General features: G+C 63.4%; 16 protein-coding genes and 1 tRNA gene. 9 read left to right on the plus strand and 8 right to left on the minus strand.

Annotation, left to right across the window (positions count from 1 at the left end; all coding sequences use genetic code 11):
* Nucleotides 1–142 precede the first annotated feature (142 nt).
* Entirely contained in the window at nucleotides 143–1,078 is a 936-nt protein-coding gene (locus DQW77_RS15735; RefSeq protein ID WP_258523883.1) for a Fic family protein, read from the minus strand.
* 615 nt (nucleotides 1,079–1,693) lie between these two features.
* Here DQW77_RS15735 and DQW77_RS15740 point away from each other — a divergent pair.
* Together DQW77_RS15740 and DQW77_RS15745 are read left to right on the plus strand one after the other, a co-directional pair.
* Nucleotides 1,694–2,191: a thermonuclease family protein gene (locus tag DQW77_RS15740; protein ID WP_113259178.1), complete on the plus strand. Its 498-nt coding sequence runs from the start codon at nucleotides 1,694–1,696 to the stop codon at nucleotides 2,189–2,191.
* 170 nt (nucleotides 2,192–2,361) lie between these two features.
* Nucleotides 2,362–4,395: a hypothetical protein gene (locus tag DQW77_RS15745; RefSeq protein ID WP_147094992.1), complete on the plus strand. Its 2,034-nt coding sequence runs from the start codon at nucleotides 2,362–2,364 to the stop codon at nucleotides 4,393–4,395.
* 724 nt (nucleotides 4,396–5,119) lie between these two features.
* Here DQW77_RS15745 and DQW77_RS15750 read toward each other — a convergent pair.
* From DQW77_RS15750 to DQW77_RS15770, 5 genes are all read right to left on the minus strand, one after another.
* The gene (locus DQW77_RS15750; RefSeq protein ID WP_113259180.1) at nucleotides 5,120–5,311 is read right to left on the minus strand and encodes a hypothetical protein; all 192 of its coding nucleotides are present in this window, start codon (nucleotides 5,309–5,311) and stop codon (nucleotides 5,120–5,122) included.
* 4 nt (nucleotides 5,312–5,315) lie between these two features.
* Entirely contained in the window at nucleotides 5,316–5,717 is a 402-nt protein-coding gene (locus tag DQW77_RS15755; protein ID WP_113259181.1) for a helix-turn-helix domain-containing protein, read from the minus strand.
* Between the two features lie 411 nt (nucleotides 5,718–6,128).
* Nucleotides 6,129–7,985, minus strand: a complete 1,857-nt coding sequence (locus DQW77_RS15760; protein WP_147094993.1) for a DUF927 domain-containing protein — start codon at nucleotides 7,983–7,985, stop codon at nucleotides 6,129–6,131.
* Nucleotides 7,986–8,054: 69 nt separating this feature from the next.
* Complete coding sequence (locus DQW77_RS15765) at nucleotides 8,055–8,285, minus strand: AlpA family transcriptional regulator (RefSeq protein WP_113259183.1); 231 nt, start codon at nucleotides 8,283–8,285, stop codon at nucleotides 8,055–8,057.
* 533 nt (nucleotides 8,286–8,818) lie between these two features.
* A tRNA-Ser gene (locus DQW77_RS15770) sits at nucleotides 8,819–8,908 on the minus strand.
* 227 nt (nucleotides 8,909–9,135) lie between these two features.
* Here DQW77_RS15770 and DQW77_RS15775 point away from each other — a divergent pair.
* The 7 genes from DQW77_RS15775 to DQW77_RS15805 are packed head-to-tail and all read left to right on the plus strand — an operon-like array spanning nucleotide 9,136 to nucleotide 15,465.
* The gene (locus tag DQW77_RS15775; protein ID WP_113259184.1) at nucleotides 9,136–9,978 is read left to right on the plus strand and encodes an SPOR domain-containing protein; all 843 of its coding nucleotides are present in this window, start codon (nucleotides 9,136–9,138) and stop codon (nucleotides 9,976–9,978) included.
* Nucleotides 9,979–10,006: 28 nt separating this feature from the next.
* Nucleotides 10,007–11,173 carry a D-alanyl-D-alanine carboxypeptidase family protein gene (locus DQW77_RS15780; protein WP_258523884.1) on the plus strand — a complete coding sequence of 389 codons (1,167 nt, stop codon included), beginning with the start codon at nucleotides 10,007–10,009 and terminating at the stop codon, nucleotides 11,171–11,173.
* Nucleotides 11,170–11,796, plus strand: coding sequence for a dTMP kinase (gene tmk / locus DQW77_RS15785; RefSeq protein WP_113259186.1), 627 nt, complete (start codon nucleotides 11,170–11,172; stop codon nucleotides 11,794–11,796). The genes DQW77_RS15780 and tmk overlap by 4 nt, the downstream gene beginning before the upstream one ends.
* A complete protein-coding gene (locus tag DQW77_RS15790; RefSeq protein ID WP_113259187.1) occupies nucleotides 11,793–12,923 on the plus strand; it encodes a DNA polymerase III subunit delta' in 1,131 nt (376 codons plus the stop codon). Before tmk ends, DQW77_RS15790 begins: the two co-directional genes overlap by 4 nt.
* Before the next feature lie 18 nt (nucleotides 12,924–12,941).
* Nucleotides 12,942–13,733: a TatD family hydrolase gene (locus tag DQW77_RS15795; protein ID WP_404947942.1), complete on the plus strand. Its 792-nt coding sequence runs from the start codon at nucleotides 12,942–12,944 to the stop codon at nucleotides 13,731–13,733.
* The gene (locus DQW77_RS15800; RefSeq protein WP_113259189.1) at nucleotides 13,733–14,530 is read left to right on the plus strand and encodes an MBL fold metallo-hydrolase; all 798 of its coding nucleotides are present in this window, start codon (nucleotides 13,733–13,735) and stop codon (nucleotides 14,528–14,530) included. The genes DQW77_RS15795 and DQW77_RS15800 overlap by 1 nt, the downstream gene beginning before the upstream one ends.
* Nucleotides 14,531–14,535: 5 nt before the next feature.
* Nucleotides 14,536–15,465, plus strand: coding sequence for an AEC family transporter (locus tag DQW77_RS15805; protein WP_113259190.1), 930 nt, complete (start codon nucleotides 14,536–14,538; stop codon nucleotides 15,463–15,465).
* 51 nt (nucleotides 15,466–15,516) lie between these two features.
* On the opposite strand, the gene DQW77_RS15810 is transcribed toward DQW77_RS15805, so the two are convergent.
* Both DQW77_RS15810 and DQW77_RS15815 read right to left on the minus strand, forming a co-directional pair.
* Nucleotides 15,517–16,749: a mandelate racemase/muconate lactonizing enzyme family protein gene (locus DQW77_RS15810; RefSeq protein WP_113259191.1), complete on the minus strand. Its 1,233-nt coding sequence runs from the start codon at nucleotides 16,747–16,749 to the stop codon at nucleotides 15,517–15,519.
* Nucleotides 16,750–16,828: 79 nt separating this feature from the next.
* Entirely contained in the window at nucleotides 16,829–17,911 is a 1,083-nt protein-coding gene (locus DQW77_RS15815) for an alcohol dehydrogenase catalytic domain-containing protein (protein ID WP_113259192.1), read from the minus strand.
* Nucleotides 17,912–18,091: the final 180 nt, after the last annotated feature.

Raw genomic sequence — 18,091 nt, forward strand, 5'->3', positions numbered from 1 at the left:
GATGTAAGCATTTTCGAGGGCATTCCCCGGGCATATGTAAACATTTTCGCGGGCCGAATGTTTACATATGTAAACATCCGTGGCGGCCACGTAAACATTCTTGTCGGCGCTTGGCGCGGCCAGAGCGCGGCGTGACATTTCCCTATGGGCCGTTCTCCATAAACAGCGCGACGAGCGGCACATTGATGTAGTAATTGCTGCGGCCCGACTGATGCTTCTCCACGAAGCCGTGCTCGGCGAGTGCCTCCAGGTATTTCGAGGCGGTCTGCCGGGTGACCTTGAGATCGTTCACGACAAACTCGATCCGGGTATAGGGGTGCCGGAAAAGGTTGTTCAGCAAATCCTGGCTGTAGATCTTCGGCAACTCGCTCCTCAGCCGGTGCTTGGCCTCGGCCATCTGACGACGGATGGCCTCGACCAGCTTGAGCGTCGTCTGCGAGGTTTCCGCGACCCCCTCAAGCATGTAGAGCAGCCAGCCTTCCCAGTCTCCATCATCACGCACCGCCTGAAGATGGCGATAGTAGTCTGCCTTGTGCCGGGTGATGTATCGGCTGAGATAGAGGATCGGGATATCCAGCAAGCCGGTGCGCGTCAGGTAGAGCACGTTCAGGATGCGCCCCACGCGTCCATTCCCATCCGGAAAGGGGTGGATGCTTTCGAACTGGTGATGGATGAGCGCCATCTTGATCAGCGGATCGAGGTCGCAAAGCGCGTCGTCGTTCACGAACCGCTCCAGCGCCGACATCTGGGATTCGATTTCACGTAGGTCCTGCGGCGGCACATAGACCATGTCCTGCGTCGCTTCGTTGCGCAGGGCGGTGCCGGGCGTGGATCGAAATCCACCCGAGCGCCCTTTCAGCAGCCGGAACATCTCGATGAGCGTGCGGTTGGTGATGAGGCCGTCGCTATCGACCAGATGCTGGAACCCGAGCTTTACGGCGTCCCGGTAGAGCGCAACCTCCTTGGCGGCCCCGGATCGCGGCCCCTCCGGGAACAGGTCAGCCTGAAAGAGCTCGTCCTGCGTCGTGACGATATTCTCGATTTCCGAGGAGGCCCTGGTTTGGTATCGTCGCGGCACGTCCCTTGAGCTCCGCGAGGGCACGGTTCGCGCGCGCCAGCGCTTTCAGGGACGCGATGGTCTCCAGCTCCACAGGCGGCGGAATTACGGGTATCTGGTAGGTCAGCGTTAACATGACACGCATCGTATGTTAAAGAATTTCGATTTCGATAACATGTTTTGGTGTATATGTGAAGGAAATCGAAGACCTTTGACGAACCACATCTCAGGCCGACTGAACCGCTCTCGGCGCGACGAGCACCTGTCAGCTCGATGGCGACACGAGACCGACGCGCGCGCTCTCGCCCCTCCCGACAGCGCTGGCGTGAACCACCTCTTCGTCTTCAGCTATGGGAGCTTTGGGTCATAAGATGTCGGTGGCACCAGAAGGCATCCCCGGCGCACAATATCGATTTTCCTAGGACTTTACGTGCGTAGCGGGATCCGGCGGGCTGTGTATCGATAAAAAGCCAGCCATTCCTAACCCCGGCCCCTGAACCGAGCGCGGCGAACGCGACCGGTAAGTCGTGACGAGGCATCGAACGCTGTCCCAAGAATCGCCACGATCCTGTGTTTGGTATCGGCACGATGAGACAGCTGGCACGACCGACCCCGGCCCAGAGGCAGTGGCGAAAGATGAAGCGGCGGCGCGCGCGCCGATCTGCGTCAAGGATCATCGGCGCGCGCCTGATCCTGCTCGTGGCTGTGTTGGTGGCAGGCGCCCAGGTCGCGCCACATGTCCTCGACCGGGCTGGTTTCGTGGACCGCGGCGAGAGGGTCGCGACACCCAGGGCGTTGCGGGGCGGACATGCCTTGACATGGGCACCATCCGTCCCGGTGCCGGCTTCCGGCGATGTGGTCGGGCGCGTGACCCATGTGCGGGACGGCGACACGATCGAAGTCGCCGACCATCCTATCCGCTTCGCCAATCTCGATTGCCCGGAAACCGGCACGCCCGCCGGAACCCGGGCTGATCGCAATATGCGGGCGCTCGTATCGGGCAGGACGCTATCCTGTCGCCTCACGGGCCGAAAGAGCTATGATCGGTGGATCGGCTCCTGTCACCTTCCCGACGGTCGTGATCTTGCCGCGGCCATGGTGCAAAGCGGCGCGTGCACCTGGTGGCGCGGATAGGCTTGTCACGCCGCCGATTGTCGGTATTGCGCCGCAGGCGCGGCAACGGATCACCTGCGCATTCCTGCGAAACAGACGGTTGACCCCGTCGCATGCCCGATTACCCACGGGGCGTGAATCGGCACACCATCGTGATGCTGTCACAGGGTGCCCGGGTGCAGGAGGGGAAAATGGCATCTTCGACAAACGGAGGCGCGCAATCCGTTCGGAACGTCACTGCCAGAGATCTGGCGAACAGATCGGATCTTTTCGAACATGGCGAGATCACCGCATTGCAAGACGAGAACAGCTTCATCCTTCGGCTCAACGCGATGGTGCACGCGCGCCGTCCCACCAAGGCCAAAACCGTTTCCAGGAGCCTCGCGGAAGCAATTCGTGCCGACAAAAAGCAGGTTAAACCGGAGGCCGAGCTGGTGCTGTTCGGTCGCTGGCTGCTCCTCGACGGTCGCCCCGGGGCGAAGACGACGCCGGGCACACAGCCGAATTGCCACGAGATAGCGAAATGTGTTGCCGCGTGCCTCATCGAACTTGAGTGGCGCAAGCGCGCATGTCGCTATGAGGGAAAAACAGGCCGCGACATGTCAATGAGTTCGCGAGCCAGGATCAGCAAGCGGAATGTCAGCAAGCACGACCTGTCGAAATGCTGGCCCAGGGTCTTCGGCGTTGAAAAGAAGCCGGCGGCCTTCGATTCCCGCCTGAGATCCATGCGACGTTTTTTGTCCGATTACCTTCGATATCTGGACTCGGGCGGTTTGATCGAGGACGGCAAGACGGTCACGAAATCACCCGAGATCCAGGCCGTGCTCCGTGCGATATCCGGCAAGGCAGACGCGCAACCTGTCCGGCAGAACGCGCGACCCGCGCCGGTTCCCGCCACTCCTGATCCGTTCACGATTCCATTGCGCTATTCCTCACCGGAAAAGAGATCGGAATACCGCGGGGTGGCCGGGCGTGGCGTGGGTGATGCCGTCCTCGACTATCGCTGCGCCTCTTCGGTCCCGACGTCTCAGGGCGGCAAGATGCGTGCTGATCGTGCCGGAAAACTCGAGCTGAAACCGGCCAACGGCATTCGCGGCAATTACCGGGTAGCAGCCCTCGTTGACCGGATCGCGATCCTGCTCCGCACGGTCCACAAGAGAGATGAGAAACCGTTCAGTAAGGAGATCGAGACGCAGACCGGCACGACCGTCATGGTGCGGGATCTGACGAAGCCCGACAAGAAAGATGCCTGGGGCAAGCCACTGCCGGTCCCCGAGCTCGGCAAGAGCACCGGGTATCACTTCGGGATCCTGATACAGGATCCCGTGCCGGACACGCTGACCGCGATCCTGACCGCGGTCCGCGATGGTCCCGGTATCAGTGGCGATATCACGATTCACATGATCGAGGTGGCGGTTGATTTCCATCCCGCGACCGAGGATCCGGCAGAGTCCGTTCTGCGCCGCGAGGAGATGGTCGGTCTGCTACAGCGCCATCACTGGAGCCCGCATTCCTGCTTCATGGATACCGACATCGACAATCTGCGCCATGTCGATGCGCGGCAGATTTTCGACGCTCCGGACACGTCCGGGGACGTCAGCAAAGTGCGTTTCCTGTTCCCCGACCGATCATCATCGAAACCGATACCCGATAGCAGGATCGGGATCGAGGATATCAGGCGGCGCATTCTGACCTCCCGGTCTGGTGAGGACCTGCATCTCGATTCCACCCTTGCGAAAGGTGGCAAGCGTGCCTTCGGTCATGTCACCGTCCAGCACAAGATCGCGGACCAACGAAACCGCGAGAAACAGACCAAGATCGTGCTCCCGGATCGTGAGCGCCGCGCCCGGGTGGAAGTCACGCTATCCGGACATGATACTCTGGCGGCACGCGACCTTGAAACCATCGATGATCTGGGGAAGGTCTCGTTCCGACGGCTGACAAGACCATTCCTGTCGTTCAAGCTGGCCAGCGTAGACCCGTTGCAATATCGTCTGGATGACGCACAGGCCCAGATGCATACGCGTGGTGTCCATGGGCTCGAACTCAGGCACCGGGCACGCGCATTCGAAGAAAGGGCCGTGCAGCACGCGTCTGCCCGGCAATCCACGCCGCCCAATGACAGGGAGGGCCTGGGGCTGACAGCATGGCCGGAGATGAACGATGTCGTCGGCAAGGCGCTGGATGAGTTGACGCGCCGGTGGCGCGGCTTTTCTGGGTGTTAGCTCAGGAGAGGCATCGTAGTCTGAAGATGACAGCCCGCGGAGAGGCGTTTCGTCAACGGTGTTGACCGTGTGTCAGTCGTCTTCCTCCAAAGGTCACCAGACGGACTCCTTCGAGTGGTGCTCTGTTGTGACAAGGGAGAAGGAGAAGGGCAGTGCGAGAGGGATCTGTTTAAGAAGGGTGTCCCCAGTCATTACCGCCACGCAACGGGCCGAATACGGAGCCGGGCGGCCCGATATGCCTAAAGTCAGCACTTGTTGAACCCCACGCGGCCTTGATTGATGGCCCTGCCCTCCCTCGCAGGTCAGATTATCCGGTAAAAAGATGCTGCAAGGAGCTAGTTAGGGCAGTCTCCATGACGCCTTGTTCCCGGGCCAGAACACGGGTTATGCGAAACGTTGCTGTTGGTGCATCGATGCTCGTTCGCGGGTGTGTTTCGACGTCATGCTCTCGGATCGCCAGATGATGCCCGTGAGAGCGGCTGAGCGGCGCACACAATTCGTTAAGGGCGCTTCCTGTGGAGAGAGGCCGCCGCAATGCAAGCTGCGACTCCTGGGCGCTCTCAGCGCTTCTTTCTGAAAAGCCATGGACGCTTGCGCGCTGTGATCCCCACCCGTCGGCCGCGCCGGGGGACGGGGATTGGTATCGCGGTGCAGATAAGCGGGAAACGAATCCTTTATGGCGTGGCGCGCGGCCCATCGGCGTCACGGGCCGCGCGCGATGCTTTCAGAACTTCCCGCACACGCGCCTGAGCAGTTGCACGCGGCGAAGCGTCGGGTGCAGATCGCGGCCATCGCTGATCATCCGCAGGAACTCGACCCATGCGACCTCGTTGTCGGTCAAGTCTTCGGGGCTGACGGAAATCCGGCGTGTGCGGGGAGGGGCCTCATTGCTGGATGTGCCGCGCGGTGCGTTCATGCGTCTACTTACCAAAGATCGCCCGGATCGCCGCGCGACCACGGCTGGTCATGCGCGGGTCGCTGTGATCCGAAGCCTCGCGGATCTCCTGGAGCCAGCCGAGCTCGTTGCCGGTGATCGGCGTGCCCATGATCTCCACGAGCGCGTGCGCGGCGGTATCGCCCTCGATCTGCTCGAGCGTCAAGCGCAGGAGATAGGCGGGATCGCATTCCAGCGCGCGCGCCAGGCTCGGCACGCGGTCGAGCGGCAGCTTGCTCGCGCCGGTCTTGATCATGGTGACCATGTTCTGGCTGACGAACCCGGCCTCGACGGCGATCTCGATCTGCGACTTCCGGGGCTTGAGTTCCATCACGCGCTTGTCGATGAATTTCGCGAGGCGGGTGTCGGCGTAAGGTTTCTTCGGCATTTTCTTCCTCATGTCCAGTCAGGTGTCTCACAGCGTGTCAGCTGCGTGTATCATTCATAGCAACAGACTAGTGGGGATCGGCCGGGGGATCGAATTGATCTAACGGCACCATTTCCCGGGCAGGGCGGCGCGCGCAAAAGGCTACTCTGGCGAGGTGCGGCCAGCGTCGTGTGTAAAGTCACAATGCAGTCCTGGCAGCGTGGACCGACCGGACCGGCCGGACCGGCTGGACCACGTGGTTCGCCCTGATCGTCAGGTGCTCGTTTCGCTTGAATCGTTTGGACCGCTTGGACCAGTTGGACCGTCATGATATCACGCGGTCATCCGGATCTGAACGGTCCGCTCGGTCCAAGCGGTCCGGTGAGCAGGAAGGGCTGATGGCCCCTCCCGCCATCTAATGTCAGGATGCGCTTACTCTTCAGGCTCACCCATCTCGCGGAGTTTCGCGGCGTTGACGGCATAGGTCCACGGGCGGCCTTCGATCTGCCGTCCCATCCGCACCTGGAAACCGCCGCTCTTCTGAGTCTTCAGGAATCCGCCATCCGCGTGCAGCCTAGCCACTTCGCCCGGATTATTCGGAGCGTGAATCTTCTGCCAGCACTTCGTCCGGATGTAGACCCAGTGCTCGTCCCGCCAGCCATCGACCGGGGGATTGTCCTCGCTCCCGATCGTCTGAAAGTGAGCAGAGTGCTTTGCGACATAGTCTCGCGTGCGCTGCACGGCCATGTCGATCTCCGCATTCGTCACGCCCTCCTCGGCTAAGAACCAATTGCGGAACAACTCCTGCGCCGCCGCTCTCGCAGCACCTGCCGGCCAACCGGTCAGACGGGCCTTGGTGGCCAGCTCCCCCGCGAGTGCCGCAATGGCGAAGCGCTTGAGGACACGACGTGCCTGTCCATCACTCGGCGACAGATCTTCGCGCTTCGCCACGCGACGGCAAAAGTTATCAATGAACGTCCGCCAGTTCTTCTTCTTTTCGCGGGTTCCCATCACATGCTCGACAAAGAGCGGACCGGAATGTCCGTAATTTTCGAGGCTCGCGAGATCGAGCCGTTCGACAAAGGCGCTGCCACCGTCTGCACCGTGAAGATTATCAAAGGCGCCGTGCACCCGGCAGTCAGCCTCCAGATTGATCAGACGCACCGCCTGGCCAGCGACCATCTTGCGACCTGCCGTCTTCATGTGCTCTTCGAGCGTGACTTCGCCGCTCGACAGGATGGGCACGCGCCACTGCTGCGCTGACTGCGGCGTCCCATTCGCCTTTGCCCTGAGCTTGCCCTTGCCGTTGCCCAGCCTGTAGACGGTCTCTCCGACAGTCCTGGGATCGGCATTGTGTAGCTCCTCGAGATTCAGCAGCGTGTCGTTGCACGCGGCCGCGATCCCCTCGAGGCCGCTGAGCGTGCCGTTCCAGCTCTGCAGCAGGCTCGGCGCGCCCCAGACGGATGAGGCGACATACTGGATCGTCGACTTGCCGCGGGACGACACGCCGCGCAAATGAAACCCTCCACCGGTTTGCCCGAGAACAGCCAGAAGCGGTCCGCTGAACGCGTGCGACACCGCCAGCATCATCAGCGGATTACCGACGCACCGTGCCGCGACCTCGTTCTTCCACGCGTCGAGCGTGCCCCGCGTGTGGATCGCCGCCTTCATGTCGTCCGGGACGCTGTCCGTCGTCACAAGGGCATGTCCGATCACGCGGCCGTTGCCGAGAACGAAGGCGTCATGCGCGTCACTGGTCCAGCCGACCCGGTGGCAGCGAAGATAGACTGCCTCGAGCTGCCACGAGCGCAGCAACACCATCACGCTTTCCGCCGCCTTGCGTGCCGGTGCCAGCTCAAGGCCGAGGTCGAAGAGCGGGGCGAGGGCGACGTTCGGCGACTGCGAAAGCTGCCGCCCTTCGAAGACCAGCTCATGCCAGTTCCCTTCGGGATCCTGCACCGAGACCACGCGGCCCCAGCCATGGCCCGTCGCAGTCCGGCACCGTCCGATCACGACGACGGGTGAGCATATCTTCACCGGCACCATTTCGTCATCGTCGCTGGGCTGAAGCTGGTAAATGCCGTCATCGCGCAGGCTGAATCCTTCCGGCATGCCGTCGGGCCCGTTACCGTCGATCATGGCAGATGCGCCATGCCCGAGAGCGTCGCCGTTATGCGGAAAGGTGATGATGGTCTCGCTTGCGCCGTCGTGCGGGGAGAAGGTGCTGTGATTTGTCATGGAGTTACCTCGAGTTTGCATGACCGGACCGTTCGGCGAGACCAGGGTCACGCCGCTGATATGGCTGACGCCCCACGTCGTGGGGCGGTCAGGATCTGGTTGAAACGTTGTGTCTGGCCGTCAGCGCACCATCAGGGCATCGACATCGAGACTGGTGACGAAACCGCAGGTGAGCTGGCTTTCCCACTCCTCGAGATCCGAGAGCCGCCAGCGCGTGGCGCCGCCGAGCTTGTAGGGCCTGGGGAACTCGCCGTTCCGCTTCCAGCGCCAGATCGAATCCTTCGAGACGCCGAAGCGCTGAGCGACCTGGTCGACGGAGAGATAAAGGTTTTCTGCATATGTGGTGTTCATCGGATCTTCCTTCTAGCGTTCGCAGATTCACACGTCCAAGAATGGGGAACTCCCGGAGCGCGACGTGTGAACTGAGCTGGTTTCGACTTTGCGCAACGTAACAAAATCAGAAGTGGAACGATTTAGGATTTTGAAGGATTCTGATAAGACATTGAAATACTAGAGTTTCAGACGAGGCTTTCGTAAGGTCAGGCGTTGACACGGCCAATGGTTCTATCGCGCCCGGCAGGTGACGAGCCAAACGAATATTGCGAAGGTGTCGATTTCCGGCAGGATAGGATGAAAGCCGGATCCCATCCAGAACAGGGGCAGGAAGCGTCAGAAGCTGTCAGGCACGAGCACTAAACCGTGAACTGGATATCACGCTCTGTAAAAGTCCATGAGCGCCACAATGGCATGCGGCTGGTCTGCAAATCGATGCAAGCGGCAGAGCGGTGTGGCACAATGAGGAAAATTTTTTGATGGTAATTTTGGCGGTAAGAGGGAGATGTATATAAAAAAATATAATTAAAACAATATGTTAAACGAAATCGTGGCGGAGGAGGTGGGATTCGAACCCACGGTACGCTTTCACGTACGCCGGTTTTCAAGACCGGTGCAATCAACCGCTCTGCCACTCCTCCGTGACCGATGTCGTTACACTGCGCTTTCCGATTCTGAAAGTGCCCGGGCTGGGGAATTCCGCCGAACCGCGTGTTGCACACTTTTCTTGGTGCGGAGATGCGGTTAGAGTTGGATACGCGGCAAGAGATCGCGGGCGCCGTGGCGTAACAACAGCACCGAACATCGGGGGCGGCACGTTTGGCGGGCCGCGTGATCCGGGGGCGTATCGACAGGCAAGGGGCAAGGCATGGACTTTCGACGAAACGGGCCGAAACGCGGGTTGCGTGTGGTGGCGGCTTTTTCGGTGTTCGTGACACTGGCGGGTTGTCAGGGGTTGCCACAGTTCAATCTGTTCAATTCCGGACCCGAGGCGGTCGACGCGCCGGCCGACACGGAGAGCGCGACACGGCTGGTGGAGCGCGATGTCGAGGCGCCCGAGGTCTTTCAGGTCACTGACATGGGGCTTTGGGATGGCCGTCCGTCTCTGGGCGGTGTTTGGGTGGCGCATCCCGATGTGGACGAGCCGGAGCGGGTGATCATCCGCAACACGGCCAACTCCAAGTTCGTCATCGGGGCTCTTTTCCGGCGTGAGCGCGAAAATCCCGGGCCGGCCATTCAGGTTTCGTCGGACGCGGCCGCCGCCCTGGGGCTTCTGGCGGGCGCGCCGGCGCAGCTCAATGTCACCGCCCTGCGGCGCGAGGAGGCGCCTGCAGGAGAAGACGGCGAGGTTGAGCCGTCGGGCACGGGCGCCGACATCGAGACCGCCGAGATCGATCCGGTCGCCGGCGCGGCCGCCGCGATCGACGCGGCCGAGGCCGAATCCGCCGACTCCGAGCCTTCCGCGCCCGCGTCCGATCTGGACAAGCCTTTCATTCAGATCGGCATATTCAGCATCGAGCAGAACGCGCGCAACACGGCCGTGACCATGCGTCGTGAAGGTATGGTCCCCACCGTTCGCAAGCAGACGTCGCGCGGCAAGACCTTCTGGCGCGTGGTTGTCGGCCCGGCGACAAGCCGTTCTGAACGGTCCACACTTCTGGAAAAGATCAAGGACGTTGGCTTCGAGGATGCTTATGCCGTCACCGATTGACCCCGAACGAGCGCGATCACAGGCTGTCATGACGCCACTGTTTCGGTCCTTGGCGGTGGCGCTTGTCGCCGTTTTCATGGCCTTGCCGGTGGAGGCCTTCGAGACCCGGGCGCGCGCCGCCTTTGTCGTCGACAGCACCACCGGCACGGTGTTGATGAGCAAGCAGGCGGACAAGCCCCTGCCGCCGGCGTCGATGTCCAAGCTGATGACCCTTTATGTCGCGTTCGAGGCCATTCGCGACGGCCGCCTGACGCTGGACGAGCGTCTGCCCGTTTCACGGCATGCGATGAGTTACGGCGGATCCACGATGTTCCTCGACACGACCGACAAGGTCCGGGTCGAGGATCTGTTGCGGGGCATTATCGTTCTGTCCGGCAATGATGCCTGCGCGGTGATTGCCGAAGCCCTGAGCCCGGACGGGACCGAGGCCGGTTTTGCCAGGTTCATGACCCAAAGGGCCCAACAGATGGGCATGACCAATTCGACCTTCATAAACTCCAATGGCTGGCCCGCGCCCGGACATCGCATGAGCGTGCGCGATCTGGCACTGCTGGCCAAGCGCTTGATCAGGGATTTTCCCGGTTTCTATCCCATGTTCGCGGAAAAGGAATTCCGGTTCGACGGACGGGCGGCGCAGAACATCCACAACCGCAATCCGCTTCTGGGGCTGGGGATCGGGGCTGATGGTCTCAAGACCGGGCATACCCAGGCTGCCGGCTACGGGCTTGTCGGGTCGGCCAAACAAGGCGACCGCCGCGTGATTTTCGTCATTTCGGGCCTCGAAAGCAAAGCGGCGCGGGCGCGTGAGGCGCAGGCGATCGTGAACTGGTCCTTCCGGCAGTTCGTGGAGAAGCGCGTGTTGCGGGCCGGGGCCGAAGTTGCGCGGGCCAGGGTCTGGATGGGCAACATGCAGAGTGTGGGGCTGACGCCTGCCGAAGATGTGACAACCCTTTTGCCGGTGCTGTCCAGCGACAGGATCAATGCAGAGGTCGTCTACAATGGCCCGGTGCGCGCACCGATCAGGCGCGGAGAGGAGTTGGCGGAACTGGTGCTTTCCCCGGACGGGCTTCCGCCGACACGCGTACCACTGGTCGCGGCCCGGGACGTGGGCAAGGGCGGCTTCATGGCCAGGCTGAAAGCGGTTTCGGGAAAGTTGCTCGATCAGTTGCGGCAGGGGCCAGAGGGTGCGCTTTGAACGAGCCTGCCCTGTTCATCAGTTTCGAGGGGATCGACGGTTCCGGCAAATCAACTCAGGCGCGTCTGCTGGCAGAGGATCTGCGCGACAACGGGCGTGAAGTGATCCTGACCCGCGAACCGGGCGGCAGCCCGGGAGCCGAGGAGATCCGCCGCCTGGTCCTCGAGGGGGCGCAGGATCGCTGGTCGCCGGAAACCGAAACGCTGTTGTTCACCGCGGCTCGTCGCGATCATATGGAGCGCACGATCCTGCCGGCGCTTGAGGCCGGCAAGATCGTCATTTGTGATCGTTTCGCCGATAGCACGCGGCTTTATCAGGGCCTGCGCGGCCCCTGCCTGCGCGCCGTCGTCGATCAACTGCATGCTTTGATGATCGGCAGGGAACCGGACCTGACCCTGCTCATCGACATGGACCCCGCAACCGGGCTGGCCCGGGCCCTGGGGCGGGCAGCGGGCGAGGAACGGTTCGAATCCTTCGGCGACGATCTTCAGGTTCGCATGCGCGCGGGATTTCTGGAACTCGAGGCAGAGTTCCCGGGTCGTATCCGCAGGGTGGACGGGGATCGGCCTCCTGAAAATGTCGCCACCGATATACGCGCAATCGTGGCGGAGCACCTGGCATGAGCGATCTGCGCGACCTTCCGGAGCCCGATCGTGCCGAGGGGGCGCCGCATCCGCGTCAAACGCCGGTTCTGTTCGGGCAGGGCCATGCCGAGGCGGATTTCCTGACCGCTTTCAATGGCGGAAGGCATCATCATGCCTGGCTGCTGACCGGACCGCACGGAGTGGGCAAGGCGACACTGGCGTGGCGGATCGCGCGCTTTCTGCTCGCCGCACCGCCACCGGGCGAGGGTGGCGGTCTGTTCGGCGACGCGCCGCCGGCGCCTGATACGCTGTCGGTCGATCCCGAGATCCCGGTCGCGCGGCGGATGGCCGCCGGAGCGGATCCCGGGTTGTTCGTGCTGCGCCGCGGCCCGACGGAAAAGGGTGACCGCCTGGCCAGTGAAATTCTCGTGGGCGAAGTGCGCAAACTGATGGAGTTCCTGCATCTCAGCGCGGCCGATGGCGGGCGCCGCGTGGTCATCGTGGATTGCGCGGACGAAATGAACCGCTCGGCCGCGAATGCGCTTCTGAAGATGCTCGAAGAGCCGCCCCCGGGTGTCACCTTCCTGATGGTCAGCCATCGCCCGGCACGGCTGTTGCCGACGATCCGGTCACGCTGCCGGGAGCTGCGCCTGCGCCCCCTTGGCGCAGAAGACATGACCGCGGCACTGCGGCAGGCGGAAATGCAGTTTCCCGCGGAGTCTTATGCCCTGACCGAGCTTGCCGGGGGCTCGGTCGGTGCTGCGGTCGGGTTGATCAATCTGGACGGATTGGCGCTCTATCGCGAGATCGTGGCGCTTTTTTCGGGGTTGCCCGATGTCGATCGGACGCGGGCCTTGAAATTGGCTGATGCGGTGGCGGCAAGGGATGCCGGCAACCGTTTCGATCTTCTTTTCGAACTGACGGACCTGATGCTGGCGCGGCTGGCACGTCGGGCCGCCACCGGAATGACGCCAACGGTCGAGGCCGCCCCCGGCGAGGCCGAGATGCTGGCCCGGCTTGGCACCGACCCGCGTCGCGCCCGCCTCTGGGCTGCCTGTGCGCAGGAGGTCGGAAACCGCGCGCGCCGGGCCCGTGCTGTCAACCTTGACCCTGCTGCGCTGGTCCTAGATACCGTTGGCAGGATCAAGCAGGCCGCGGTGGAATAGCCCCGCACCAGAGGGATGATGACCGACGCCATTCGCATTACAGACAGCCACTGCCATCTCGATTTCCCTGATTTCGACGAGGAGCGCGATGATATCGTCTCCCGTGCGGTCGAGGCCGGTGTCGCACGCATGGTCACGATCTGTACAAGGCTGCGGCAGGCGGACCGCGTCCGCGCCATTGCCGAGGCGCACGACCCGGTTTTCTTTGCCGCCGGCACTCACCCCATGAGCGCGGCAGAGGAGCCGATGGTCTCTGTCGAGGAGCTTGTCGCGCTCGCCCAACACCCCAAGTTTGTCGGAATCGGCGAGAGCGGTCTGGATTATCATTACACCGCCGAAACTGCGGAGGCGCAGAAACAGAGCCTCCGCATCCACTGCGCGGCGGCGCACGAGACCGGGCTGCCGCTGATAATCCATGCCCGGGACGCGGACGACGACATGGCCCGGATCCTGACCGAGGAGCACCGCAACGCGCCCTTCAGTTGCGTGATGCACTGTTTTTCCTCGGGCGCCGGGCTGGCCCATGCCATGCTGGACCTCGGCTTCTACCTGTCGATGTCGGGCATCGCGGCATTTCCCAAATCAAAAGACCTGCGCGAGATATTCGCCGCCGCCCCGCTGGACCGTATTCTGGTGGAAACCGATGCGCCCTATCTGGCACCGCCGCCCTACCGGGGCAAGCGCAACGAACCTGCCTATACGATCCACACGGCCAGGGTTGGTGCGGAACTGTTCGGCATGGACTGGCCCGAATTCGCCGCCCGGACCGAGGCGAATTTCGAGCGTCTGTTTGCAAAGGCTGCGGCGTGATGGGCGAATTGCGCTTCACGATCCTTGGCTGCGGATCTTCGGGCGGCGTGCCGCGCCTCGGCAACAACTGGGGGGATTGCGATCCGGGGGAACCGCGCAATTTCCGCCGGCGCTGTTCGATGCTGATTGAACGCGAAACGCAAGACGGCATCACCCGCGTTCTGATCGACAGCTCGCCGGACCTGCGCAATCAACTTCTCGATGCCGGTGTCGGCACGCTGGATGCGGTGGTCTACACCCATGACCACGCCGATCATGTGCACGGGCTCGATGATCTGCGCATGATCGTGTTCAACATGAAGAGACGGTTGCCGGTCTGGGCCGACGGAGACACGCAGAATACGCTCTATTCCAGGTTTGGTTACGCCTTCATGCAGCCTGACAGCTCACCATATCCGCCGATCCTGGACATGCACACGATCGACGGCGACATCACGATCGAAGGGCAGGGCGGGGCTGTCACGCTGAAGCCGTTCAGCGTGAATCATGGCACGATTGACGCGCTCGGGTTCCGGATCGTCGATCTGGCCTACCTGCCGGACGTGGCCTCCATTCCCGGCTCGGCGTGGCCCTCGCTGGAGGGGCTGGATTGCTGGGTGCTCGATGCCCTGAGGCGCACCCCGCATCCGACGCATGCCCATCTGGAGCTGTCGCTGGAATGGATCGCCCGGGCAGCGCCCCGGCGCGCTGTGCTTACCAACATGCATATCGACATGGATTACCGCACCGTCGCCGAGGAAACGCCACCTCATATCACCCCGGCCCATGACGGCATGGTGATCTCCTACCCGTTCTGACGCCGATGCAGGCACTGATCGAGGTCATCCTGCCGGTTTTCCTGGTGATCGGGTTCGGGTACGTCGCCGTGCGGGCAGGATGGTTCCCGGAGTCGGGCGTGGACGGGTTGATGCGCTTCACGCAGCAATTCGCGATACCCTGCCTGCTGTTCACCGCGATTGCCCGCCTTGACCTGGAACAAAGCTTTGATTGGCGGCTCCTATCCAGTTTCTATGCCGGGGCCCTGGGCGGGTTTCTTCTCGGGTTGCTGGGGGCGCGGCTGATCTTCGCGCGACCTTGGGAGGACGCAGTGGCGATCGGTTTCTGCTGCCTGTTTTCGAACTCGGTCCTGCTGGGTCTGCCGATCACCGAACGCGCCTACGGCGCCGGCGCGCTTGCCGCGAACTATGCCATCATCGCGCTGCACTCACCCTTCTGCTACGGGTTGGGCATATCCGCGATGGAAATCGTGCGGGCCCGCGGGCACCCGGGCCTCAAGATCGTCGGCACGGTCGCCGGGGCTATGTTTTCCAATGCGCTCATCATTGGAATCGTGGCGGGGTTCGCGGTCAATCTGGCCGGGCTGCAACTACCGGGTCCGGTCCGGGACGGGCTGGACCTGATGGTGCGGGCGGCGTTGCCGGCGGCGTTGTTCGGCCTGGGCGGGGTCCTGGTGCGTTACCGCCCCGAGGGCGATCTGCGCGTCGTTCTTTATGTCTGCGCGGTGGCGCTTCTGGTGCATCCGCTGATCACCCGCGGGCTGGGGATGGCCCTCGCGCTGCCGGATGCCGCCACGCGTTCGGCGGTGCTGACCGCGGTCATGGCGCCGGGCATCAACACCTACATCTTCGCGAACATGTATGGCCGTGCCCGTCGCGTCGCCGCCTCGGCGGTCCTGCTGGGCACGGCGCTGTCGATCCTCACTGCATGGTTGTGGCTGGGCCTTCTGCCATGATTCTTCGCGCAGCCGGCATGGACCCGGTAGGCGGGACGGCCGGTCGCGGGGTCACGTATCCTCAGGCGGTGCGCCGCCGGTGAAGGCATTGCCATGGGTGTAATCGCAGGGTGCCTCCTGCATTTCGAGGTGCAGCCCGGTACCCGTGTAGGGGTTCGCCCGCGCCAGCGCCTCGTCCACTTCGATGCCCAACCCCGGTGCCTCGGGCGCGTCGATGAAGCCGTCCTTCACCCGGATTGTCCCCTTGATAAGCTGATCGTGGAACGGTGTTTCGATGCTTTCACACATCAGGAGGTTGGGGATCGACGCCGCGAGGTGGATATTGGCGGCCCATTCCACCGGCCCGGCATAAAGATGCGGGGCCATCTGCGCGTTATAGACCTCGGCCATGGCGGCGACCTTCTTCATCTCCCAGATTCCGCCGGCCCGGCCAAGCGCGGGTTGCAGGATGGACGCCGCGCCGCCACGCAGTACCGGCGCGAATTCCGCCTTTGTGGTCAGGCGCTCACCGGTGGCGACCGGAATTCCCACGGCCGCGGCGACCCTGGCCATTTCAGCCGGGTTGTCGGGTGGAACCGGCTCCTCGAACCAGAGCGGATCATGAGGCGCGATGGCCCGGCCAAGGCGGATGGCCCCGGCGGTGGTGAACTGCCCGTGGGTGCCGAACAGCAGGTCGGCGCGATTGCCCACCGCGTCCCGGATCGCCGCGCAGAACCTTGCCGAAAGGTCGATATCGGTCATCGCCGGCATGTGACCGCCGCGCATCGTGTAGGGGCCGGCCGGGTCGAATTTCACTGCCGTGTAGCCCCGTTCCACGCAGTCGGCGGCGCTCTCGGCCGCCATCTCGGGCGAGATCCAGAAGGCCCTCGGATCATGCGAGGGCAGGGGATAGAGATACGTGTAGGCGCGGATGCGCGCGTTCATGCACCCGCCCAGAAGCGCCCATACAGGCCGGCCGCGTGCCTTTCCAAGAATGTCCCAGCAGGCGATTTCCAGCCCTGAAAAGGCGCCCATCACGGTCAGGTCGGGGCGCTGCGTGAATCCCGACGAATAGGCGCGGCGGAACATGAGCTCGATATTCTCGGGGTTTTCACCGTCCATATGACGGGCGAACACGTCTTCGATGACCGCGCGCATCGCCTCGGGTCCGACCGTGGCCGCGTAGCACTCCCCCCAGCCGGTGAGGCCGTCATCGGTGGTCAGTTTCACTAGTATCCAGTAACGCCCGCCCCAGCCCGGGGCGGGTGGCGCGGTGACGATGATGTCGAGGTCTTTGAGCTTCAAGGATGCCTCCCGGGTTGTGCCGGCCTTGCCCCGGGGGGCTGCCGGCGAGGCCGCCCGCCAGGGCGGATGAGCGTCTGTCTCAGAAAATGATCACGTTGCGCCGCGCGCCGCCAGCCTTGGTGTCCGCGATGGCGTCGTTGATCTGTTCGAGGTTCCAGCGGTTCGAGATCAGTTCATCCAGTTGCAACCGCCCCTGCCGGTAGAGGTCGATCATCCAGGGAATATCGCGGCGGATCACCACGTCCCCCATCTTGGACCCGACCATGGATTGCCCCGTCGCGGCGAAATTGGCCGCCTCGTATCCGGAGACCGCGCCGGTGGCGGGCATGCCCACCATGATCACCCGGCCGCCGCCGGCAAGATAGCGCGGCGCGGTGTCATAGGCCCCGGCCGCGCCGACGGTGACCAGCACCGCGTCCGCGCCGCGCCCCATTGCCACCTTGGCCGCGCGCCACGGTTTCTCATCCGTCGCCAGCACACCGTCCGTGGCACCGAAGCGACGCGCGTCGGACAGTTTTTCTTCTGTCATGTCCACCGCCACGATGCGGCGCGCCCCGGCGATACGGGCGCCTTGAATGGCATTCAGCCCCACGCCCCCCGCACCGATGACGACGACATCCTGCCCCGCGCGCAGCCCGGCGGCGTTGACGACCGCGCCGACGCCGGTGATCACTCCGCAGGCCAGAAGACTTGCCGCGTCCATTGCCATGTCGTTCGGGATCTGCACGATCTGGCTCTGATCCACGACCACGCGCTCGGCGAAGGCGCCGCAGGCCATCGCCTGATGCAGCATGCCACCGTCGGGCAGGGAAAGCGGACCGGCGTCACCGTCGTAAGGCGTCTCGCAACCGGTGGGGCGGCCTCCGCCACAGCTCGGGCAGTTGCCGCAGGCCCGGATCAGGGTAACGACGACTGAGTCGCCCGGTGAGAATCCCTCGACACCCGGTCCGGTGGCCGCGATACGCCCGGCCGCTTCGTGGCCATAGACCGCGGGAAGTGAGCCACCCCACGCCCCCTCGGCAAAGGAGATGTCCGAATGGCAGATCGCCACCGCGTCCAGCGCGACCTCGACCTCCCCCAGTTCCGGCGCGCGCAGCGCGACGTCTTCGATCGCAAGCGGTGCGCCGAACTGATGGCAGACCGCAGCCCTGATTTTCCGCATTGTCCCTCTCCGCCGGTTCGCTGGCCCCGAGGCCAAGCCTGACCCGGATTCGCGCGCGGGTTCAAGTGCGAATGGCCGGAACGCGCCCTGCGCGGCAACGGGTCGGCACCGCATCGATGGCCCCGCCGTGCCAGCACCGATCCGGATCGGAACGGAAGGCGGTTGCAAACGGGACGCGCC

It is taken from the genome of Roseovarius sp. TE539 (assembly GCF_003298505.1).
Lineage (GTDB): Bacteria > Pseudomonadota > Alphaproteobacteria > Rhodobacterales > Rhodobacteraceae > Roseovarius.